18 protein-coding genes are annotated in these 22,296 nt (G+C 44.0%); 12 read left to right on the top strand and 6 right to left on the bottom strand.

Features of this window, described 5'->3' with window-relative positions; all coding sequences use genetic code 11:
- Positions 1-108 precede the first annotated feature (108 nt).
- The 3 genes from ACE1SE_RS15385 to uvrA all read right to left on the bottom strand — a co-directional run bounded on the left by ACE1SE_RS15385 (position 109) and on the right by uvrA (position 3,930).
- Positions 109-675 (bottom strand): disulfide bond formation protein B, encoded by a 567-nt coding sequence (locus tag ACE1SE_RS15385; RefSeq protein WP_374051610.1) that lies wholly within the window; start codon positions 673-675, stop codon positions 109-111.
- Positions 676-687: 12 nt separating this feature from the next.
- Positions 688-840, bottom strand: a complete 153-nt coding sequence (locus ACE1SE_RS15380; RefSeq protein ID WP_374053689.1) for a DUF5993 family protein — start codon at positions 838-840, stop codon at positions 688-690.
- Between the two features lie 258 nt (positions 841-1,098).
- Positions 1,099-3,930, bottom strand: a complete 2,832-nt coding sequence (gene uvrA, locus ACE1SE_RS15375) for an excinuclease ABC subunit UvrA (protein WP_374051609.1) — start codon at positions 3,928-3,930, stop codon at positions 1,099-1,101.
- Positions 3,931-4,180: 250 nt separating this feature from the next.
- Between uvrA and ACE1SE_RS15370 the strand changes: the two genes are divergently transcribed.
- Positions 4,181-4,696 (top strand): single-stranded DNA-binding protein, encoded by a 516-nt coding sequence (locus tag ACE1SE_RS15370; RefSeq protein ID WP_374051608.1) that lies wholly within the window; start codon positions 4,181-4,183, stop codon positions 4,694-4,696.
- A 111-nt stretch (positions 4,697-4,807) separates the two neighbouring features.
- On the opposite strand, the gene ACE1SE_RS15365 is transcribed toward ACE1SE_RS15370, so the two are convergent.
- Together ACE1SE_RS15365 and glk are read right to left on the bottom strand one after the other, a co-directional pair.
- Positions 4,808-5,437 (bottom strand): aminoglycoside adenylyltransferase domain-containing protein, encoded by a 630-nt coding sequence (locus tag ACE1SE_RS15365; protein WP_374051607.1) that lies wholly within the window; start codon positions 5,435-5,437, stop codon positions 4,808-4,810.
- A gap of 214 nt (positions 5,438-5,651) precedes the next feature.
- A complete protein-coding gene (glk, locus tag ACE1SE_RS15360) occupies positions 5,652-6,752 on the bottom strand; it encodes a glucokinase (protein WP_374051606.1) in 1,101 nt (366 codons plus the stop codon).
- A gap of 550 nt (positions 6,753-7,302) precedes the next feature.
- On the opposite strand from glk, the gene ACE1SE_RS15355 reads away from it, so the two are divergent.
- The 3 genes from ACE1SE_RS15355 (at position 7,303) to ACE1SE_RS15345 (ending at position 11,513) form a co-directional block, all read left to right on the top strand.
- Positions 7,303-8,649, top strand: a complete 1,347-nt coding sequence (locus tag ACE1SE_RS15355) for an NCS2 family permease (protein ID WP_374051605.1) — start codon at positions 7,303-7,305, stop codon at positions 8,647-8,649.
- 293 nt (positions 8,650-8,942) lie between these two features.
- Positions 8,943-10,592, top strand: coding sequence for a Na+/H+ antiporter (locus ACE1SE_RS15350; protein WP_374051604.1), 1,650 nt, complete (start codon positions 8,943-8,945; stop codon positions 10,590-10,592).
- A 21-nt stretch (positions 10,593-10,613) separates the two neighbouring features.
- The gene (locus ACE1SE_RS15345) at positions 10,614-11,513 is read left to right on the top strand and encodes a carboxylate/amino acid/amine transporter (protein ID WP_374051603.1); all 900 of its coding nucleotides are present in this window, start codon (positions 10,614-10,616) and stop codon (positions 11,511-11,513) included.
- Here ACE1SE_RS15345 and metR read toward each other — a convergent pair.
- Positions 11,398-12,354, bottom strand: a complete 957-nt coding sequence (gene metR / locus ACE1SE_RS15340; RefSeq protein WP_374051602.1) for an HTH-type transcriptional regulator MetR — start codon at positions 12,352-12,354, stop codon at positions 11,398-11,400. The genes ACE1SE_RS15345 and metR overlap by 116 nt on opposite strands.
- Before the next feature lie 108 nt (positions 12,355-12,462).
- On the opposite strand from metR, the gene metE reads away from it, so the two are divergent.
- The 8 genes from metE to ubiB all read left to right on the top strand — a co-directional run bounded on the left by metE (position 12,463) and on the right by ubiB (position 22,177).
- Positions 12,463-14,742, top strand: a complete 2,280-nt coding sequence (metE, locus tag ACE1SE_RS15335; protein ID WP_374051601.1) for a 5-methyltetrahydropteroyltriglutamate--homocysteine S-methyltransferase — start codon at positions 12,463-12,465, stop codon at positions 14,740-14,742.
- Positions 14,743-15,085: 343 nt separating this feature from the next.
- Entirely contained in the window at positions 15,086-16,471 is a 1,386-nt protein-coding gene (locus tag ACE1SE_RS15330) for a GntP family permease (protein WP_374051600.1), read from the top strand.
- 185 nt (positions 16,472-16,656) lie between these two features.
- Positions 16,657-17,412 (top strand): uridine phosphorylase, encoded by a 756-nt coding sequence (gene udp, locus ACE1SE_RS15325; protein ID WP_374051599.1) that lies wholly within the window; start codon positions 16,657-16,659, stop codon positions 17,410-17,412.
- A 148-nt stretch (positions 17,413-17,560) separates the two neighbouring features.
- Positions 17,561-18,343 carry a tyrosine-protein phosphatase gene (locus ACE1SE_RS15320; RefSeq protein ID WP_374051598.1) on the top strand — a complete coding sequence of 261 codons (783 nt, stop codon included), beginning with the start codon at positions 17,561-17,563 and terminating at the stop codon, positions 18,341-18,343.
- 78 nt (positions 18,344-18,421) lie between these two features.
- Complete coding sequence (locus tag ACE1SE_RS15315; RefSeq protein WP_340615201.1) at positions 18,422-18,952, top strand: DedA family protein; 531 nt, start codon at positions 18,422-18,424, stop codon at positions 18,950-18,952.
- Positions 18,953-19,127: 175 nt separating this feature from the next.
- Complete coding sequence (gene ubiE / locus ACE1SE_RS15310; RefSeq protein ID WP_374051597.1) at positions 19,128-19,883, top strand: bifunctional demethylmenaquinone methyltransferase/2-methoxy-6-polyprenyl-1,4-benzoquinol methylase UbiE; 756 nt, start codon at positions 19,128-19,130, stop codon at positions 19,881-19,883.
- A 1-nt stretch (position 19,884) separates the two neighbouring features.
- On the top strand, positions 19,885-20,553 hold the full coding sequence (ubiJ, locus tag ACE1SE_RS15305; RefSeq protein WP_374051596.1) for a ubiquinone biosynthesis protein UbiJ: 669 nt from the start codon (positions 19,885-19,887) through the stop codon (positions 20,551-20,553).
- A complete protein-coding gene (gene ubiB / locus ACE1SE_RS15300; RefSeq protein WP_374051595.1) occupies positions 20,540-22,177 on the top strand; it encodes a ubiquinone biosynthesis regulatory protein kinase UbiB in 1,638 nt (545 codons plus the stop codon). The genes ubiJ and ubiB overlap by 14 nt, the downstream gene beginning before the upstream one ends.
- Positions 22,178-22,296: the final 119 nt, after the last annotated feature.

Genomic DNA, 22,296 nt, shown 5'->3' with positions numbered 1-22,296 from the left:
CTGGGGATTTTGGTGAAAAGAATCGGCCTGAAAACATTCAGTTGAAAAAAGTAGAAGGCTGCTGGAATTATGCGGCCTTCTGTCTTACTGGTTCAATATAAATAAAAATTACTTTTGTAATAACTGATAGAACGTTGGGTTGTCATCACATTGTCCGCTACCACATTCTAATATGGTGGAAACCAGATTAGCTGCAATTAAAAATGCGAACAAGCCCATGGCAATTTTGCCTAATGTTGGTGGTGTGTATCTTGCTGAATCAAAATTGCCTGCTTTCAGGGGGATGATAGCTGCGATGGCAATAATAGTCAGAATAGATAGAATTGCAGCCCAGCTATAAAAATGCAGGCCGAAGAAAGTTGAACCATATCCCATATCTCCCGGCATGATATGGAGAGAAACCTGACGCATAGCAATGAAACCAGTCACAATGCAGCCAAGCAGTGAAAGGCTATAATGGGCATTTTTTATGCCAAAATAAATATTAAACAAAAAACCAAACCCAATCATGATAATACCTGCTCGCTGCAATAAACATAATGGGCAAGGAAGTTCAAAGCGTGCTAATTGATAATAAAACGCGATTATCAAAACCACACTAATACCGAACAAACCCAGAATATTCAAGGCCATTGCAAGGTTAATATTACGTGGTGCTGACATTGTATTATTCATTACGATCCCCTATCAGAAAGAAAGGTTCAATGCATCAGTTGCATGATATTTAAACCAAAATACCGTGATGATGAATAAAGCAAACCAAAGAGTATACGTCAGCTTTTTCTTGCCGCTAATGACAGTGGCGATGCTAACTAGCGCAATTAAAAACGGTAAAAACATATACATGGTTAATCTCCATTATAAGTTTAAAGCATATGTTACACCATTATGGCATTAATGCTCTGGCAATGTGAACATTAATAACATTAGATCAACAATACAATATTAATTCACGAAAGGCTGTTTCATCTGAACTGACTGTAAGAAAAGGCTTTATTACCCGTAATAAATTGGAATTAATAATTAGCTAGAGAATAAATAAAAAACTCCCCACGAAGTGAGGAGAGTTATAGATAATTCGGTTTTAAAATTAATAAATTACTCTTGTTCAAATATTGGTTTCAAAAAACGAGCAGTGTGAGATTTTTCACATTGAATGACTTCTTCTGGTGTTCCTGATACCAATATTTCACCACCACCGTTACCACCTTCAGGGCCAAGATCGACAATCCAGTCAGCAGTTTTGATCACATCCAAATTATGTTCGATCACGACAATAGTATTTCCTTGATCCCGCAATTGATGCAAAACGGACAGTAGTTGCTGAATATCGGCAAAATGCAGGCCGGTTGTTGGCTCATCAAGGATATACAGTGTCTGACCTGTACCCCGTTTAGATAATTCCCGTGCCAGTTTTACTCGTTGTGCTTCCCCGCCGGAAAGGGTTGTTGCAGATTGCCCCAGACGAATATAGGAAAGACCGACATCTATTAAGGTTTGCAGTTTACGGGAAAGAGCAGGAACGGCATCAAAAAACTCACGAGCCTCTTCGATGGTCATGTTCAGCACTTCATTAATATTTTTGCCCTTATATTTGATTTCCAGCGTTTCGCGATTGTAACGCTTGCCTTTGCATTGATCGCAAGGCACATAAACATCAGGCAAGAAATGCATCTCAACTTTAATGACCCCATCGCCTTGACAAGCTTCGCAACGTCCGCCCTTGACATTGAAGCTGAAACGCCCCGGTGTATAACCACGGGCACGGGATTCAGGAACGCCAGAGAATAACTCCCTGACCGGCGTGAACACGCCAGTATAAGTGGCAGGGTTTGAACGCGGGGTTCTGCCGATCGGGCTTTGATCAATATCGATCACTTTGTCAAAATGCTCAAGACCCTGGATATCGATATAAGGGGCGGGATTAATATTTGTTGCTCCGTTTAACTGACGCTGTGCAATAGGGAACAACGTATCATTGATTAACGTTGATTTACCGGAACCAGAAACCCCTGTAATACAAGTAAACAGGCCAACAGGTAGATTTAATGTCACCTTTTTCAGGTTATTGCCTTTTGCACCAATCAATTTCAGCATCTTATCTGGATTAGCAGGTACGCGCTGCTCTGGAATAGCAATTTGACGTTCACCACTGAGGAATTTTCCGGTGAGCGATTTGGGGTTTTCCATGATAGCGGTAATCGTTCCTTCGGCAACAATCTCGCCACCATGTACGCCCGCACCTGGCCCGATATCAATAATATGGTCAGCCGCACGGATGGCATCTTCGTCATGTTCGACAACGATAACCGTGTTGCCCAAATTGCGCAGGTGCAGCAATGTTTCCAGCAAACGCTCATTATCCCTTTGATGCAGGCCAATAGAAGGCTCATCCAGTACATACATTACACCGACAAGGCCTGCACCAATCTGGCTTGCTAAACGGATACGCTGGGCTTCCCCACCTGAAAGAGTTTCTGCTGAACGGGAGAGCGTCAGGTAATTTAATCCAACATTAACCAAGAATGTCAGGCGATCACGGATCTCTTTCAGGACTTTTTCGGCAATTTGGGCACGTTGTCCACTCAGTTTGATATTTTGGAAAAACTCCATCGCATGACCAATGCTGAAATCTGAAATTTGTGGCAGTGTAGTATTTCCGATAAAGACATAACGCGCTTCCTTACGCAGTCGCGTTCCATCGCAGGAAATGCAAGATCGATTGCTGATATATTTTGCCAACTCTTCCCGTACGGCGGTGGATTCTGTCTCTTTATAGCGGCGTTCCATATTATGCAGCACACCTTCGAACGGATGGTGACGAACCGTCACATCGCCACGATCATTGGTATATTTAAATTCGATAGATTCTTTGCCTGAACCGTATAAAACCACTTTTTGAATGGTCGGGCTTAACTGATTAAACGGTATTTCGATATCGAACTTGTAGTGTTCTGCCAGTGATCTCAGCATCTGGAAGTAATAGAAGTTACGGCGATCCCAACCACGGATAGCACCTCCGGCAAGGGAAATACCTTCATTCTGGACAACTCGTTCGGGGTCAAAAAATTGCTGAACCCCTAAACCATCACAAGTAGGGCAAGCGCCAGCGGGATTGTTGAAGGAAAATAAACGAGGCTCCAACTCGCTCATACTATAGCCACAGGTTGGACAGGCAAAGTTGGCGGAGAAGACCAGTTCTTCGGCCTGCGTATCATCCATATTGGTAATAACGGCAGTACCACCGGAAAGCTCCAATGCGGTTTCGAATGATTCCGCCAATCGCTGGGCGAGGTCAGCACGCACTTTAAAGCGGTCAATGACGACTTCGATAGTGTGTTTTTTCTGTAATTCGAGTTTTGGTGGATCGGAAAGGTCACACACTTCACCATCAATACGGGCGCGGATATAGCCTTGTGCAGCGAGATTATCCAGCAGCTTGCTATGTTCGCCTTTACGCTCTTTGACAACAGGAGCCAGTAACATCAGGCGTTGGCCTTCTGGCAATGTCAGGACGTTATCTACCATCTGGCTTATCGTTTGCGCCGCCAGCGTGATATTGTGCTCAGGACAACGTGGTTCACCGACTCGTGCAAATAGCAGACGGAGATAATCGTGAATTTCAGTTATCGTTCCCACCGTAGAGCGTGGGTTATGGGAAGTAGATTTTTGCTCAATGGAAATGGCTGGGGACAGCCCCTCAATATGATCGACATCTGGTTTTTCCATCAGTGACAAAAACTGGCGAGCATAGGCAGAGAGGGATTCAACATAGCGACGCTGCCCTTCTGCATACAGGGTATCGAAAGCCAAAGATGACTTACCGGAACCAGATAGCCCGGTAATGACTATCAGCTTGTCACGGGGAATTATTAAATTGATATTCTTAAGATTATGGGTGCGAGCGCCCCGAACTTCGATGTTATCCATATACCACTTCCCAGATTATTGATAGAGCAAAACTCATAAACGCGTTATTATTGCACAAACATTGCTGAATGGATATACAGTGCTTGACGGACAATCGTGCTGTAACCATGACAGTATAAAGTACGATGCGCTTCGCAAAGTATAATATAACGGCTCTCTGTTTAAACTTACCCCTCGCATGGTAAACTACTTTGCTTATAATTAGAGAAATCCGTTTTTAGCAAAATTCATTTCATCAGGAGTATTCCCAATGGCCAGCAGAGGCATAAACAAAGTTATTTTAGTGGGTAATTTGGGACAGGACCCAGAAGTTCGCTATATGCCGAATGGCGGTGCAGTTACCAACATTACTCTGGCAACGTCTGAGAGCTGGCGTGATAAGCAAACCGGTGAGATGAGAGAGAAAACTGAATGGCATCGTGTCGTATTTTTCGGCAAATTGGCAGAAGTCGCCGGTGAATATCTGCGCAAAGGCTCTCAGGTTTATATCGAAGGTTCTTTGCAGACTCGCAAATGGCAGGATCAGAACGGTCAGGATCGTTACACCACGGAAGTTGTGGTCAATCCTATCGGTGGGGTAATGCAGATGTTGGGTAGCCGTAGTGGCGCAGCACAGGATGCACCAGCACAAGGCGGTTGGGGGCAACCACAGCAGCCGCAAGCTTCTCAGCAATTCAGCGGCGGTGCTCCATCTCGTCCAGCGCAGTCTCCTATGCCACAGAGCAATGAGCCGCCGATGGATTTCGATGATGATATTCCGTTCTAAGTGGACTGAAAGAGCGGCTTGATATCTGGTCAGAGCCAGTCGCAATTTTGCAATCTGTAGTCGTTTAAATTTGATCTGGCAATTGTTCGCTTTGTTTTGATGATTGCCAGATCAAGTCTGAGCCAATACACATAGATTTGTTAGCACACAATCGTGCAGTGAACTTACCGTGAGCTGAAGTTCTTGCTGGCGATTTCGCCAATCTTCTTCACGTCCTCTCAAATAGTTCTCCCGCGCATTGGTTAAAACTGCGGCCTGTATAGCTGGAAGGCGAGCAGCCGCCCAATCGGCAGCAACATCCTTAGAGACAAACTCTCCAGTAACTAATGTTCGCCACATACGAGCTAGTGTTAGCAGAACATTGCGTTCATCTCCCTGTAGTGTCTCAATTAAAGCCGGTAAGACATCTTTAATAGCACGGTAAATATCCGATCTTGGAATAGCGGGTAGAAGGCTGCTGGCGTTAGGGCCGACCAGAGGAATCGCTTCCTGTCGTGATTGAGCCAATACCAAGGTAAGTTCTGGATCACAAACCTGCTTGGGAATTTCTCTTGCCTCATATTCGTGACGCAACCACTCGCCGTAAATAAATTCGCTCCGGGCAGGATAACGTGATGTGGAGAGATCGGCGCACAAGAAAACAATCAGTTCAACAGGGCGACGTCCATCAGGATCAGAAGGATATCGCCCCGATATCATCATTAAATCGGCAGCCAGACATTCCCGAACCTCAGACGTCATCGGTTGGTCAATCACCACGAGCAAATCTACATTATCTTGGACATAGCGAGAATAATGTTTCTGAAGATATTATCTCTTCATGTGGTTCCGTCAACCAAGTTTTCCGAATACCCGAAAAATCTTACTCATAAAATACTCATGCTAAATATTTATCAAAATTATTACCATAAAATCAAATAAATAGCATGAGAGAATATAAATATCTCGGTTCTATTTAACTAATCGCTTTACCTAGTGATTGGCGAATATAAGATCCCGCACCCAATAACCCTGGTTTATCATGAGTAACCAGATACACAGGAATATCTTTTAAATAGTCCGTAAATCTGCCCTTGTTTTCAAACCCTTGCCGGAAACCTGATTTTTGGAAGAAATCAAGGAAACGCGGGACGATCCCACCCGCAATATAAACACCGCCAAATGCGCCAAGATTCAGAGCTAAATTCCCACCAAAACGCCCTAATGCGGTACAGAAGAGTTCTAACGCTTGTTTGCAGATAGGGCAATTTTCACTCAGTGCACGGTCAGAAATATCGCGAGGGGTAATATCTTCGGCGACTTGACCGTTAAGTTTCTTCCCACCAAAACGCCCTAATGCGGTACAGAAGAGTTCTAACGCTTGTTTGCAGATAGGGCAATTTTCACTCAGTGCACGGTCAGAAATATCGCGAGGGGTAATATCTTCGGCGACTTGACCGTTAAGTTTCATCAGAGAACGGTAAATATTCACCAAACCAGGCCCAGAAAGGACACGTTCAGCGGAGACATGACCATATTCTTCACGCAGTACGCTCAACATATGATCTTCTTCTGTACTCTCTGGCGCAAAATCCACATGACCACCTTCACCAGGCAAGCTCATCCATTGGGTTCCTGTGTGAATAAGATGTGCGACACCTAATCCAGTTCCTGCACCATAAACCGCAATGGGGCGTTTAGCCTGAGGTTGCTTTCCACCAATCTGAATGACATCATCTGCCCCCAAAACCGGAATGGCGAGGGAAACGGCAGTAAAATCGTTAATCACCTCAAAACGTTCCCATCCCAGCGATGCTTTCATTTGGCTAACAGAAAAACGCCAACTGTGGTTGGTCATACTGATCACATCATCCGTCACCGGACAGGCAATAGCGATACAGCCATATTTAACCTCACAGTTCTGCTGTTTCAAATATTGGCGGATAACAATTTCAAGTGTTTCATAATGTGCACAGGGATAGAATTCGACTGCGCTCAGTTGCCCAGTATCTACATCACATAATGCCAGGCGTGCATTTGTACCGCCGATATCACCTACCAGGGCATAAGTTGTCATGGTTTATCTCCTTAATTCTTACAGAAATCCTAATGAACCAGTCAAAAATCGAATTGAGGGGATTTTACACAAGGTCAGGCTTAAAGGCCGCATAAAAATGTGTCGATATGGCGCAGGAATTAGGTAATATATTGATTATTATAGGTTATAAGACCTATTTCATCAGCCAGCAAATCTACGGCTTTGATAACTGAGTTAGAAGACCAGAATTTCCTACGGCAAAATATTCTTTTTCTCATTATTGAGTAAATATGCCTCAATGTTAACCAGTTACCTTGTTAACATACAAAATACAGCGCATGAGTTTTATCATCTTCGATGTGATTATCGCTTGATTCTTATCCCTGATTCACTGGATAATCGTCCGCCTCAAATTTTCTCACAGTTTCTTTACCCAAAAAGCCAAACGATTGCGCAAGCGAATGGTTGAACCAATGAACACAGCATTGATTTTTATTATCTTGTGACGTAATCGTTTTCGTTTGGAGAAGTGAAGAAATAGAATGAGCGTTTTTTAAAGCGACATATTTAACAGAAGCAGGGGAAAAACATGTCTGGTATGCAGGCACCAACTCAATGCAAACTCGATAGGTATTTTAAGATTACTGAACGTGGATCGACGGTACGTCAGGAAATTCTTGCCGGATTAACGACATTTTTGGCGATGGTCTATTCCGTTATTGTGGTACCGGGGATGCTTGGGCAAGCCGGATTTCCTCATACCGCTGTGTTTATTTCTGTTTGTCTGGTGACTGGTATCGGTTCGTTATTGATGGGATTGTGGGTCAATTTGCCAATGGCGATTGGTTGTGCGATCTCATTGACTGCATTTACCGCATTCAGCCTGGTATTAGGGCAGCAGGTAAGCATTCCCGTGGCACTCGGTGCGGTGTTCCTGATGGGGTGTCTATTTACGTTAATTTCAGTAACGGGCGTGCGAGCGTGGATTTTGCGTAATATGCCAATGGGCATTGCACATGGAACGGGTATTGGCATCGGGTTATTTTTATTGTTAATTGCAGCCAATGGTGTTGGCTTGGTGATTAAGAATCCACATGCAGGTTTGCCTGTTGCGTTTGGTTCATTGAATTCATTTCCTGTAGTTATGACGCTATTGGGACTGGCGGGAATTATCGGTCTGGAGCGAAAAAAAGTGCCGGGCGGTATTCTGTTGGTGATTATCGCAATTTCTATCATCGGTTTGATTTTTGATCCAGCCGTTAAATATCAAGGGTTCTTTAAGTTTCCTACATTGGGGGAAGATGGTCTGTCCCTGATGTTCAGTATGGATATTATGGGAGCGTTACAGCCTATTGTATTACCTAGTGTTTTGGCGCTGGTAATGACAGCGATATTTGATGCAACAGGTACAATTCGGGCTGTGGCGGGACAAGCCAATTTATTGGATAAGAGAGGCCAGATTATCAATGGTGGCAAGGCACTGACAGCAGATTCTGTTAGTAGTATTTTTGCCGGTGCGATCGGTTCTTCCCCCGCCGCGGTTTATATTGAGTCTGCCGCAGGAACCGCTGCTGGCGGAAAAACGGGTTTAACCGCCTCCATAGTTGGTATTTTATTCCTGTTGATTTTATTCCTGTCTCCGCTGTCGTATTTGGTTCCTGGCTATGCTACGGCTCCTGCCTTGATGTATGTCGGATTACTGATGCTGAGTAATGTGCGAAAGCTGAATTTTGATGATTTTGTTGATGCAATGTCAGGTTTATTGTGCGCCGTATTTATCGTGCTGACTTGTAATATCGTCACAGGTATTATGCTGGGTTTCAGTGCGCTGGTTGTTGGGCGTATTTTTTCGGGCGAATGGCGTAAACTGAATATTGGTACAGTGATACTTGCCATTGTATTAGTGGTATTTTATGCCGGAAATTGGGCCATCTAATTAAAATAGAATGCGCAAACAATAGGGTTTGCGCATCCCTTCACATCCTTACTATTCCAATGTTAGTCATACTGTGATTGCCAGGCACATTCTAAAAAGTATTAATTTTTCAACACGCTCAAGTCGATAAGCATAAAATAGAAAAATGAATCAATATTTATTGATTCACTATGTGATTGCTTTTTGATTTTCTTTAATAACTGTAATATTTATGGTTATTAGCGCTATTATTAACAGTAAAAAACAGTCACAATCTTTCCACTGACGGATTTTTGGCAATTTGTAAGGGTAACATGGAAATATTCTTTACTATCTTGATCTTGATTTTGGTGGTGTCAGTTTCTGGTGTTCTTACTAAAATGATTCCGTTACGTATCCCCTTGCCGATAGTGCAAATAGCAATGGGAGCGTTGCTGGCCTGGCCTCATTTTGGTTTACACGTTACTTTTGATCCTGAACTCTTCCTCGTTTTACTTATCCCTCCTTTGTTATTTGTTGATGGTTGGAAAACACCAACCAGAGAGTTTTTCCAGCATGGGCGTGAAATCGTCATTTTAGTTTTAGTATTGGTATTGGTGACGGTTATTGGCATTGGCTATTTGATCTATTGGTTATTGCCGAGTATCCCACTTATTGCTGCTTTTGCACTGGCGGCGGTATTATCCCCAACAGATGCGGTGGCATTGTCATCAATTGTTGGAAAAGGGCGTATTCCTAAAAATATGATGAGCGTGCTGGAAGGGGAGGCATTAATGAATGATGCTTCCGGTCTGGTGGCGCTGAAATTTGCTGTGGCGATTGCCATGGGCACAATGGTATTTACTGTCACTGGCGCAACGGTGGAGTTTTTCAAGGTTGCGATTGGTGGTTTGTTGTCGGGTATCGCCATCACATGGTTATACAGTAAATCACTACGCTTGATGAGTCGCTGGAGTGGGGATGATCCTGCAACTCAAATCATGTTTATGATGCTGTTACCGTTTGCTTCCTATATGATTGCTGAACATATCGGTGTATCAGGGATTTTGGCTGCGGTTGCCGCAGGTATGACTATCAGTAAAGCCGGAGTGATCCGCAACGCTCCACTGGATATGCGTCTGCGGGCTGATAATGTATGGGGAATGCTGGCCTTTGTCTTCAATGGCCTGGTGTTTATCATGCTGGGGCTGCAATTGCCGGGCATCTGGGAAACATCGGTAGCTCAAGCTGAGCTTGACCCAAATGTTGAAACCTGGATGCTGTTCGCTGTCGTTGGTGTCATTTACGTTGCGCTGGTATTACTGCGATTCACTTGGTTATGGCTGATGAAAAATACCAGCAAGATGCTGATAAAGAAAAAACCGCTTCAGTTTGCCTCTTATACGACTCGTGAGTTATGGTTGGCTTCATTTGCGGGGGTTCGTGGGGCAATTACGCTGGCAGGTGCGTTGTCGGTGCCATTGTTCTTGCCAGATGGTGATCCGTTCCCGGCACGTTATCAGTTAATTTTCATTGCTGCGGGTGTGATTCTGTTCTCCCTTTTTGTCGGGGTTATCGCTTTGCCTTTGCTGCTGCGTGGCATGAAAGTTGGAGATAAGCTGGCAGATCTCAATGAAATCAGAATGGCAAAAGCGGCAATGGCTGAAGTTGCGATTGTCAGTATGAATAAGATGGAAGAGCGTCTGTCGGCCAGCACTGAAGAAAAACTGGATGCAGAAGTTATTAGTGAAATTGCTTCTCGTGTTACCGGTTATTTACGGCGCCGTACTGCGGGAACGGATGAAATCGAGCATAACCTGATGGTTGAAGATTTAGAGCGGCGCTTCCGTTTGACGGCATTAAGGGCTGAACGAGGAGAGTTATATCACCTGCGTGCAACCCGTAAGATTAGTAATGAAACGCTACAAACGTTGCTGCATGATCTTGATTTGCTGGAAGCGCTTTTAGTGGAAAAAGATCAATAAAAGGTAAAAGACCTATAAATTATGTGGCTGTTAACGATCACAACATTTTTGTGGGCCGCCTCATTTAGCCTGATTGGCGCTTATCTCGCCGGTCAGGTTGATAGCTGGTTTTCGGTTCTTGTCAGGGTCATGTTGGCAGCAATGGTTTTTTTACCATTTTTACGCTGGCGTGGGTTATCTCTTAAAGTCATTTCACTGTATATGGCCGTCGGTGCCTGTCAGCTTGGTGTGATGTATTTGTTTGTATTTCATGCCTATCATTACCTGACTGTGGCAGAATTTTTACTGTTTACCATCATGACGCCGCTCTATGTCACATTAGTTTATGACCTGATGGGGCGCCAGCGATTACGCTGGGGGTATGCCTTGAGTTCTTTATTGGCAGTGGCTGGTGCAGCGATTATTCGCTATGACCGATTGAGTGAATCTTTCTGGGTTGGCTTGCTGCTAGTACAATTGGCAAATATTTTCTTTGCGATTGGTCAGGTTGGTTATAAGCGCTTGATGGAGGTCCATCCAATTCCACAACGAGTGGCATTTTCATGGTTCTATCTGGGCGCTTGTGTTGTTGCTATCATCGGTTGGCTCATGTTTGGTGATCCGCAAAAATTACCAAAAACTCAGCTACAGTGGGGCGTTTTGATTTGGCTGGGTGTTGGTGCGTCGGGGATTGGCTACTTTATGTGGAACTATGGTGCCACCCAAGTGGATGCCGGAGCACTGGCAATTATGAATAATATGTTGGTTCCGGCGGGGTTATTGGTCAATTTTGCAATTTGGCAGCAGCATCCTAATTGGCTGAGCTTTACCATTGGAGGCAGCCTGATTGTTGCGTCACTTTGGGTGCATCACCGTTGGATACTGAAACCCGTTTCACAAACGGCAAATTGTCCACTGCGTGCTGGCGCGCAGAACGAATAAAAGTATCAATAGCGGGTTGGCGCTGCTCCCCTTCTCGGCTGGCAGCGTACAATCTGCTCCATAATCCCTCTCCCAATGTTTGGGTTACAATCAATCCTTGTCTTTCGAATGTTTCCACCGCCCAGTGTGGTAAGGCGGCAATACCCAATCGGGCGGCAACCATCTGAATTAACAATAGCGTATTGTCGACAGTTTTTAATGTTGGAGTAATATCCGCAGGTTGGAGAAAACGTCGCCAGATATCCATCCGTTGGCGTTGGACAGGATAAATCAGCAAAGTTTCGGCCGCGAGATCTTGTGGACGAATATCGCGTTTATTTGCCAGTGGATGATCTGGTGCGATCACCAATTTCACTTCATAATCAAACAGTGGCGTATAGTGCAGGTTACTGTCTGCAATAATGTCAGATGTCAGAACAATATCCAGTTCGCGTTTTTGCAGGGCTGGTTGAGGATCAAATGTCACTCCAGATTTAAAGTCTACATTAACCTGTGGCCAACTTTCACGAAAACGCTTAAGTGCGGGTGTCAGCCATTGAATACAGCTATGACACTCAATGGCGATGCGTAAGTTTGTCTCTTCCGGCTCATGGCATTGACGTAAGGAAGCTGTCACTAAGGGTAAGACTTGCTCTGCCAACTTTAATAACACTTCTCCTTGAGCCGTTAGCTTCAAGGGTTGGCTTTTACGAATAAATAATTTAAATCCCAGCCGGTGTTCTAATTCACTGAACTGATGGGAAAGGGCAGATTGCGTTTGGTGCAAATAATTTGCCGCTGCTGCGAGTGAGCCACAATGGTTCAGTGCTTGTAGTGTTTTTAAGTGTTTTAGCTCGATCATGAAAAACCTTCAAGATGATAATGAATAATTTGCGCTTGTGGTTTATACACTACCTGTTGATTATAGAAGTGTAAACATCTAGACGGCTAAAAATTTACGGGTGACGACATGACGGTTTTGAATCATACATTAGGTTTTCCACGTATCGGATTGAAAAGAGAACTAAAAAAGGCGCAAGAAAACTATTGGGCGGGTAAAATTTCTCAACAGGAATTGCTGGAGACAGGTCGTGAATTACGTGCAAGTCACTGGCAACAACAAAAAGAAGCGGGTGTTGATTTAGTCCCCGTTGGTGATTTTGCCTGGTATGACCAAGTATTGACTACAAGCCTGTTACTGGGCAATGTTCCACCGCGTCATCAAAATGAAGATGGCAATATTGATCTGGATACACTGTTTCGTATCGCTCGTGGGCGGGCACCAACAGGCACACCTGCGGCAGCTTCGGAAATGACGAAATGGTTCAACACAAATTATCACTATATCGTGCCTGAATTTCAGGAAGGGCAGGAATTTAAACTGGGTTGGACTCAATTGTTGGACGAAGTTGATGAAGCTTTGGCACTAGGGCACAGCGTAAAACCTGTTCTTTTGGGACCCGTGACCTATTTATGGCTCGGTAAGGTGAAAGGCAAAGTTTTTGATCGCTTGTCTCTATTAAAAGATATCCTGCCGGTATACCAGCAAGTGCTGGCGGAACTGGCAAAACGTGGCATTGAATGGGTACAAATTGATGAACCAGCTCTGGTACTGGAATTACCAGAAGAGTGGCTGGCGGCATTCTCAACAGCTTATCAAGCACTTGAGGGACAAGTGAAATTGTTGCTGACGACCTATTTCGATAGCATCGGTCACAATCTGGAGACCATAAAATCGCTGCCAGTACAAGGATTGCATGTTGATTTGGTTGCAGGAAGGGATTCTCTTGAGAATTTGGATAAATCTGTACCGGAAGATTGGTTGCTTTCATTGGGTGTAATTAACGGCCGCAATGTTTGGCGAGCCGATTTGAGTGAGAAATATCAGCTTGTTGCACCATTGGTTGGTAAGAGAAATGTGTGGATCGGCACGTCCTGTTCATTGCTTCATAGCCCCATTGATCTGAATGATGAAACTGGGTTGGATGAAGAAGTGAAAAGCTGGTTTGCCTTTGCATTGCAAAAATGTGCGGAACTTTCTTTGTTATCACAAGCATTGAATGCACCAGAAGGCAATAAACAGGTTGAGCTGGATGCCTATAGTGCCCCAATTCGTGCTCGTCGCAGTTCCACAAGGGTGAATAATGCAGCGGTTGCTGAACGTATTGCGGCAATAAAGCCACAGGATAGTGAACGTAATCAGGTATATCCTGAGCGTGCTAAACTTCAGCGTCAACGTTATAACTTACCGCTGTGGCCAACAACAACCATAGGTTCATTCCCACAAACAACGGAAATTCGTAGCCTGCGTCTCGATTTCAAAAAAGGTCGGGTGGATAGTACGCACTACCGAGCCAACATCAGTGAGCATATCAAACAGGCGATCCAAGAGCAGGAACATTTGGGGCTGGATGTATTGGTACATGGTGAAGCTGAGCGTAACGACATGGTGGAATATTTCGGTGAACACTTTGACGGTTATGTCTTTACCCAAAATGGTTGGGTGCAGAGTTATGGCTCCCGTTGCGTGAAACCACCGGTAATCATTGGCGATATTAGCCGTCCAGAGGCGATAACGGTAAACTGGGCGACATATGCGCAATCCTTGACTGATAAGCCAGTCAAAGGCATGTTGACGGGGCCTGTAACCATTCTCTGTTGGTCATTCCCAAGGGAAGATGTCAGCCGTGAAACCATCGCTAAACAGATCGCGTTGGCTTTGCGGGATGAAGTTGATGATTTGCAGAAAGCAGGCATTGGCATTATCCAGATTGATGAACCTGCATTGCGGGAAGGCTTACCACTGCGCAGAGAAGAGTGGCAGGAATATCTGGAGTGGGCGGTGGATGCTTTCAAACTGAGTGCAGCAATCGCGAAAGATGACACCCAAATCCACACTCATATGTGTTATTGCGAGTTCAATGACATCATGCCATCCATTGCAGCACTGGATGCGGATGTGATCACCATTGAAACCTCACGCTCGGATATGGAGTTGCTGGATTCGTTTGAAGATTTCTCATATCCGAATGAGATAGGGCCTGGTGTGTATGACATTCATTCACCAAACGTCCCTAGTGTTGAATGGATTGAGGCATTGTTACGCAAAGCGGCTGATCGTATTCCGGTCGAGCGTTTGTGGGTTAATCCTGACTGCGGCTTGAAAACTCGTGGTTGGACGGAAACCAGACAAGCGTTGGCAAACATGGTTGAAGCGGCAAAACGCTTGCGCTCTTCGTTAAACAGTTAACTTAGAGTTTAATCAAGCAGTTTAAATTTAAATAAGCTGAGAATACCCGTCACAGTGAGTGCAATGTGGCGGGTGAAAAAGAAATTTATTTTTCTGGCAGGTTCATTTTCAACACATAATTGTCAAGCGATTTTCATTTTTCATCTCAACTATCCTCTCTTATTGTCACCGTCCTGATTAATAATAAATAATCACTTTCTCCCTTGTGCAATGTATTTTTGCGGATTGTTTTATAAAACAGATGCTATCTAAAATTTTCCTTGGAGAAATATCGATTTCTGATAGCGAAAAGCATAGCAAATATGGCATGTTCCAATTTATCCATTTTTAATGAGGTTTTGTGATGGAGTTTTATATTCCAATTATAGGGTTGGGAGTGGCGGTATTTACGCTGGTTTTTCTGGTCTTGCGGACTCGCGTTCATGTCCTGATTGCTATGCTAATTGTGGCAATAATCGCCGGAATATCAGGTGGTTTGTCTATGAATAATATCGTTGAAGTGATCGCTAAAGGATTTGGTTCGACATTAGGCAACATCGGTATCGTGATTGGATTGGGATGCATGATGGGGAGGATATTAGAAGTCTCGGGAGCAACCGAACAGATCGCTTTTAGCCTGATTAAATGGCTGGGTAAAAGGCGCGAAGAGTGGGCTTTGGCGATTACCGGTTATATTGTCAGTATCCCCATATTTGTGAATTCGGCTTTTGTGATCCTCTATCCGCTGGTGAAAGCATTGGCGAAGAAAGGTAAACGCAATGTATTGTCCCTTGGGGTTGCTTTGGCGGGAGGGTTAGTGGTGACTCACCATATTGTTCCTCCAACACCAGGGCCGCTTGGTGTCGCCGGAATATTCGGAGTGAGTATCGGCCAAATGATGCTGGCTGGTATGATACTGGCGGTGCCTTGCGTCATTGGGATTACCTGCTATGCAAAATGGTTGGAGACTAAATATCCTGAATATCAACTTGGTGATTCAGAAGAAAGTGCAGAAAATTTGCCACAAGTACATCAGCGTTATATGGAAGAAAAAGAGCAAAAATCACTTCCTAGCCTGTTTCTTTCTCTTTTACCCATCGTCGTGCCAATTGTCCTGATTTTTATTGGTGTCATTAATGGAATGATATTGAAAACTGATGAGTTTGCTGGTGGGGAGAACGCTTTCTATTTTCAGATTTTTGATTTTCTAGGATCCCCCATTATTGCGCTGGCAATCAGTGTATTACTGGCGGTTTATACCTTAATGCCAAACGTCAGTAAGCATGAAGTAACTGAACATCTGGAAACAGGGTTAAAAACGGTAGGCATTATTTTGTTGGTGTCAGGAGCGGGAGGAGCATTAGGCGCCGTGTTGAACGAAGGCTCAACAGGGACGATATTAGCGCATTATATTGCCGGCCTGCCCATAACACCTGTTTTGATTCCATTTATCATTGCAACGCTCATACGCATAATTCAAGGCTCTGGTACAGTGGCAATGATAACTGCGGCTTCTATTTCTGCGCCGGTTATCAAGCAGATACCGGATGTTAATATGTTGGTGGCGGCTCAAGCTGCGATGATGGGTACACTGTTTTTCAGTTACTTCAATGACTGCTTTTTCTGGGTGGTTAACCGGATGATGGGCATTAAAAATGCAAGGCAGCAGATTATCGTTTGGTCGATTCCTACCACAATTGCATGGGGAATCGGATTGTGTGGTGTATTGCTTCTTAATCTCGTCATGTAACTTTTATGTGAATAGCTATAGCGATCTGTAGAGGGCGTTATTTTTAAATGTGATATTTATCACAAATTTATGTATGTGTTTCTTATTTAGATCAATTAAAGATGATTTAAATCACTAAAAAATGTCAGAGTAGTGACTAAATTTAGGTATTCATATTTTGAATCATGTCCGTTGAGGAGTCTGATATGTCTGATGTGTTTCACTTAGGTATCACCAAAAGCGATCTGCAAGGCGCAATTCTGGCGATTGTACCCGGCGATCCTAACCGTGTTGAGAAAATTGCGCGCCTGATGGATAACCCAGTACATTTGGCTTCCCACCGTGAATTTACAACCTGGCGTGCAGAAATTGACGGAAAGTCCGTGGTTGTCTGCTCTACAGGCATTGGCGGTCCCTCAACGTCGATTGCTGTAGAGGAATTGGCACAGTTGGGAGTTCGTACTTTCCTGCGTATCGGAACAACTGGTGCAATTCAGCCACATATCAATGTAGGGGATGTATTGGTTACGACTGCCGCGGTTCGTTTGGATGGTGCCAGCTTGCACTTTGCCCCAATGGAGTTCCCTGCGGTTGCTGATTTTGAGTGCACAAATGCTTTGTATGAAGCAGCAAAAGCATCTGGTTCTGCTACCCATGTTGGTATTACTGCCTCTTCTGATACTTTCTATCCAGGTCAGGAACGTTACGATACTTATTCTGGCCGTGTCGTTCGTCGTTTTCAGGGTTCGATGAAAGAATGGCAAGAAATGGGCGTAATGAACTTTGAGATGGAATCAGCAACATTACTGACCATGTGTGCAAGTCAGGGACTGCGGGCTGGTATGGTAGCGGGTGTGATTGTTAACCGAACCCAACAGGAAATCCCAGATGCTGAATTACTGAAGCAAACAGAAAGTCATGCGTTGGGGATAGTTGTGGAGGCCACCCGCCGTCTGTTGTAACGTCTTTCATCAAGGGTCAGAATATTCTGGCCCTATCGTTTGTGCGATCTTTTCTTCCTTTCATTTTAAAATTTGCTAATGTCATAGCATTTTGTACTAATAGATAGTTTGTTCTATTAACTATTTTTTAATCGCAACAAGAGTGACTATGACCACAACATTTCTATCTCATCCTTCACTACTTCCTTTGAATGGCGGCATTAATTTTCGTGATTTAGGTAATAAGACACTGAACAACGGCACCAGAATTAAACCAGGATTGTTATTTCGTTCCGGTTCACTGGACAGACTGACAGACAATGATCAGGCTTTTTTAGTGGATCAAAACCTTTTGCAGATCATTGATTATCGTGATAGCAGCGAAATTATGGATAAACCCGATCGAATATGGAATGGGGCGCATTATCACCATGTTCCTGCCAATCCCCTTTCCAAAGAAGTGGATGCCAATCTGGATAAGTTAGACAAGGAAATACTGGAGCAATTCGACGTGAAAACATTTATGTCTCGCTTATATAAATTGCTACCCATTAACAATCCAGCCTATAAGAGATTAGCAACATTATTATTGCAACCCGAGAAAGGCGGAATTGTACAACATTGCGCAGTTGGTAAAGACAGGACCGGAGTAGGTTCTGCACTGGTTTTATTCGCATTGGGTGCGGATCTGGATACGGTGATGGAAGATTATTTGTTGACCAATATCACGTTAGCTCCGTACCGAGATTATTTACTGAGTGAACACGCAAAAATGATGAGTGAAAGTGTGGTTGAAAAATTTGCCTATGTTTATTCAGTGAGAGAAGAATTTTTACTGACTGCACTTGATAGCATTAACCAGCATTATGGCAGTATTGATATTTGGTTGGAAAAAGATATCGGGCTTAATATCGCTGCGCGTGAAAAACTACAAACTTATTTTATTGAATAAAAATATCAGGTTAGCATTGGGCAGATTGTTCAGGGCTAATCTATAACATCTTATTGATATAACACAGGAAAGATTAATGTGAGCCTGCATGAAATTATTGAACTGGTCATAAACTTCGTAAAAGCCCATGAAGTTTGGGCAATTCCCATCATTTTCCTACTGGCATTTGGTGAATCGTTGGCATTTATTTCCCTATTGTTACCAGCAACGATCATTTTGTTGGGATTAGGTGCATTGATTGGTGAAAGTGGGTTAACCTTCTGGCCAATATGGATAGCCGCAGCCGCCGGCGCTTTCTTTGGTGATTGGGTTTCTTACTGGTTTGGTTGCCATTACAAAGAAGATGTCGGCAAGATGTGGCCGCTTTCTCGCCATCCTCAAACGTTGGTTCGCGGACACCGTTTCTTTGAACGATGGGGTGTATGGGGTGTTTTCATTGGGCGTTTTTTTGGTCCGTTGAGAGCCGTTGTACCGCTGGTGGCTGGAATTTGTGCCATGCCAAAACGTCATTTTCAGCTTGCTAACTTAGCTTCTGCATTGATTTGGGCATTCGGTATCTTAGCACCAGGAGCATTTGGCCTGCGTTGGTTGGCAGAGTGGATGGGGTAATTGCGAGTTGTCATTTCGTGATTTAGGCGGGGATGTAAAGCGTCCTATTGATTCACAGTTAATTGATAAGTCTTTCCAATCGTTGCAGGTAAATGAGTGAAGTCAGAATAGGGTTTTGTTAGAAAGGCTGGTACACTGGCTATAAATTTTTTTGAATAAAAAGCGGACAAATAACATGGCAGATCAATCAAAAGAAACCACTGATTTTGGTTTCCGCACCGTGGCCAAAGAACAAAAAAAAGAGATGGTGGCAGAGGTGTTTCACTCTGTGGCCTCGAAATATGACTTAATGAATGACTTGATGTCATTTGGCATTCACCGTATCTGGAAACGTTTCACTATTGAGTCAAGTGGTGTTCGCCGTGGTCATAAGGTGCTTGATCTCGCTGGTGGGACAGGCGATCTAACCGCAAAATTTTCCCGAATGGTGGGGGAAAAAGGTCAGGTTGTTCTGGCAGATATCAACGACTCAATGTTGAAAGTTGGACGCGAAAAATTACGCGATATCGGCATCGTAGGCAATGTCAGTTATGTTCAAGCCAATGCTGAAGAGCTGCCTTTCCCAGATAACCACTTTGATTGTATTACCATTTCCTTTGGTTTGCGTAATGTCACGGATAAAGAAAAAGCGCTACGTTCCATGTATCGGGTACTTAAGCCAGGCGGACGTTTGTTGGTGCTGGAGTTTTCCAAACCAATACTGGCACCATTAAGTAAGCTTTATGATGTTTATTCATTCCATGTTCTGCCCCGAATCGGTCAGATGGTTGTGAAAGATGCGGACAGTTATCGCTATCTGACAGAATCCATCCGTATGCATCCTGATCAGGAAACCTTAAAAGGTATGATGGAAGATGCGGGCTTTGATCAGGTTTACTACACCAACATGACTGGTGGGATTGTTGCACTGCATAAAGGATTCAAATTCTGAGATGGAAACACCTTCATCAAGCCGTAGTATGAGTTCAGCGGCATCAAATGATAATGTGTTGTTTCCGGTAGTAACGGCCTTTCTGGAAACAACCCTGAATCATCTGTTATATCGCGAAGCTGTATTAAAACCTGCCCGCTTGAGACTGGCAGGTAAAATACTGTCCATTAAACTGAAAGAAATCGAAACCCCCCTGATACTGATATTCAGTGAAAAACGAGTGGATGTTTTGAGCCAATGGTCAGAACCTGTGGATTGCTCGATGAAAGCAACGTTCCCTGCATTACTCAAGCTACAGGATCGCCAGTGCCTTTCAACTCTGATTAACAGCGGTGAAATTGTCATTGAAGGGGACATGCAGGTGATTCAACAATGGTCTGCTTTGCTGGATATGTCAGAGTGGGACCCTGCGCATTATCTTTCTCCTTATGTTGGTGATATTGTCGCGGAAGGTATTACCCGAATGATGAAGAAAAGTTTTGAATTCGCCAGCAATACCATTGCAAGGAAGAAAACGTATTTCACCGAATCATTGACGGAAGAATGGGAAATGGTTCCCAGCGCGTTGGAAGTGGCTTATTTCAGTGAAGAAGTTAATGCTGTTGCCAATCAGATGAACCAACTCGAAAAACGGTTGGCGGTACTGGAGGGAAAACATGACACCCAGTGAAATTAGGCGGCTTTACTTTATCATCCGAGTCTTTCTTTCTTACGGGTTGGATGAGCTTATCCCTAATATTCGTTTGACATGGCCGTTGCGTTTTGGGCGTTATTTCCTGTTTTGGATACCTAACAAGCATAAGAATAAACCTCTCGGCGAACGTTTGCGTTTAGCATTACAAGAACTCGGCCCCGTGTGGATCAAATTTGGTCAGATGCTCTCCACGCGTCGTGATTTGTTCCCGCCTGCGATTGCAGATCAACTTTCGATGTTACAAGATCGGGTGGTTTCCTTTGATGGTGCAGTGGCACGAAAATCGATTGAAACGGCTTTAGAGGGAGCGCTGGAAACCTGGTTTGAGGATTTTGATCCACAACCACTGGCTTCTGCTTCTATCGCTCAGGTACATACTGCTCGATTGAAAGAAAATGGCAAAGAAGTTGTCCTGAAGGTGATCCGCCCGGATATTCTGCCGGTCATTAAAGCTGACGTGCGGTTAATGTATCGTCTGGCTAATCTGGTTCCCCTTTTACCTGATGGTCGTCGTCTTCGTCCGCGTGAAGTTGTAAGAGAATATGAGAAAACCCTGCTTGATGAGCTGAATTTATTACGTGAAACTGCAAACGCGATTCAATTGCGGCGTAATTTTGAAGATAGCTCAATGCTCTATGTGCCGGAAGTCTATCCTGGCTATTGCCGGGAAAATGTTTTGGTAATGGAGCGCATTTATGGCATTCCCGTGTCAGATATTGCGGCTTTAGAAGCGCAGAACACCAATATGAAAGTGTTGGCTGAGCGTGGTGTTCAGGTATTTTTCACTCAGGTATTTCGCGATAGTTTTTTCCACGCGGATATGCATCCCGGTAATATTTTCGTCAGTTATGACAAACCGGAAGATCCTACTTATATCGGCATCGATTACGGCATTGTTGGCTCTTTGAATAAAGATGATAAACGTTATCTGGCCGAAAATTTCATTGCTTTCTTCAATCGTGATTATCGTCGGGTCGCTGAACTGCATGTTGATTCTGGCTGGGTGCCGGCAGATACCAATGTGGAAGATTTCGAATTTGCTATCCGTACCGTTTGTGAACCCATTTTTGAAAAGCCACTGGCTGAAATCTCATTTGGGCATGTTCTGCTAAACCTTTTCAATACCGCTCGTCGTTTTAATATGACAGTGCAACCCCAGTTGGTTCTGCTGCAAAAAACGCTGTTGTATGTTGAAGGTTTGGGGCGTCAACTTTATCCTCAGCTTGATCTGTGGAAAACAGCAAAACCTTTTCTGGAAGATTGGCTGCATGATCAGGTTGGGCTTCCCGCTATTGTGCGTGCTTTTAAAGAGAAAGCGCCTTATTGGGCGGAAAAGTTACCAGAGCTTCCAGAGCTGGTATATGGCACGCTCCAGCAGCACCGACGTTTGCAGAGCAGCATTGATCAAATATCGCAACAATTCAGGAAACAACAGCTCAGACAGCGTAAGTCTCTTTATTTGTTGGGAATTGGTGCAACTCTCTTTATCTGTGGTAGTTTGTTTTTCATCATAGATCAGAAAAATCTGGCCTGGGGAATGATAGGTATCGGAATTGCATCATGGGGATTAGGCTGGCGTCATTTAAGTAAACATCAATAATTCAGTAATGATGAATATTAAACGAAGGTAATTTTGTTACGATCCTTGATATAATTGCATTATTTTCGAACATAACGTTCGTCGTTTATAATTAAATCACGAGTCATATTCTGATGAAT

Origin of the sequence: Xenorhabdus taiwanensis (assembly GCF_036512875.1) — a bacterium.
GTDB classification, from domain to species: domain Bacteria; phylum Pseudomonadota; class Gammaproteobacteria; order Enterobacterales; family Enterobacteriaceae; genus Xenorhabdus; species Xenorhabdus taiwanensis.
Note: the sequence above shows the minus strand (reverse complement) of the source record. Positions and strands in the feature narration are given on the sequence as shown.

Excerpts from the sequence above, each read along its gene's own strand:
- ACE1SE_RS15385 (WP_374051610.1), bottom strand. The coding sequence starts at position 675 with ATGAATAATACAATGTCAGCACCACGTAATATTAACCTTGCAATGGCC.
- ACE1SE_RS15380 (WP_374053689.1), bottom strand. The coding sequence starts at position 840 with ATGTTTTTACCGTTTTTAATTGCGCTAGTTAGCATCGCCACTGTCATT.
- uvrA (WP_374051609.1), bottom strand. The coding sequence starts at position 3,930 with ATGGATAACATCGAAGTTCGGGGCGCTCGCACCCATAATCTTAAGAAT.
- ACE1SE_RS15370 (WP_374051608.1), top strand. The coding sequence starts at position 4,181 with ATGGCCAGCAGAGGCATAAACAAAGTTATTTTAGTGGGTAATTTGGGA.
- ACE1SE_RS15365 (WP_374051607.1), bottom strand. The coding sequence starts at position 5,437 with ATGACGTCTGAGGTTCGGGAATGTCTGGCTGCCGATTTAATGATGATA.
- glk (WP_374051606.1), bottom strand. The coding sequence starts at position 6,752 with ATGACAACTTATGCCCTGGTAGGTGATATCGGCGGTACAAATGCACGC.
- ACE1SE_RS15355 (WP_374051605.1), top strand. The coding sequence starts at position 7,303 with ATGTCTGGTATGCAGGCACCAACTCAATGCAAACTCGATAGGTATTTT.
- ACE1SE_RS15350 (WP_374051604.1), top strand. The coding sequence starts at position 8,943 with ATGGAAATATTCTTTACTATCTTGATCTTGATTTTGGTGGTGTCAGTT.
- ACE1SE_RS15345 (WP_374051603.1), top strand. The coding sequence starts at position 10,614 with ATGTGGCTGTTAACGATCACAACATTTTTGTGGGCCGCCTCATTTAGC.
- metR (WP_374051602.1), bottom strand. The coding sequence starts at position 12,354 with ATGATCGAGCTAAAACACTTAAAAACACTACAAGCACTGAACCATTGT.
- metE (WP_374051601.1), top strand. The coding sequence starts at position 12,463 with ATGACGGTTTTGAATCATACATTAGGTTTTCCACGTATCGGATTGAAA.
- ACE1SE_RS15330 (WP_374051600.1), top strand. The coding sequence starts at position 15,086 with ATGGAGTTTTATATTCCAATTATAGGGTTGGGAGTGGCGGTATTTACG.
- udp (WP_374051599.1), top strand. The coding sequence starts at position 16,657 with ATGTCTGATGTGTTTCACTTAGGTATCACCAAAAGCGATCTGCAAGGC.
- ACE1SE_RS15320 (WP_374051598.1), top strand. The coding sequence starts at position 17,561 with ATGACCACAACATTTCTATCTCATCCTTCACTACTTCCTTTGAATGGC.
- ubiE (WP_374051597.1), top strand. The coding sequence starts at position 19,128 with ATGGCAGATCAATCAAAAGAAACCACTGATTTTGGTTTCCGCACCGTG.
- ubiJ (WP_374051596.1), top strand. The coding sequence starts at position 19,885 with ATGGAAACACCTTCATCAAGCCGTAGTATGAGTTCAGCGGCATCAAAT.
- ubiB (WP_374051595.1), top strand. The coding sequence starts at position 20,540 with ATGACACCCAGTGAAATTAGGCGGCTTTACTTTATCATCCGAGTCTTT.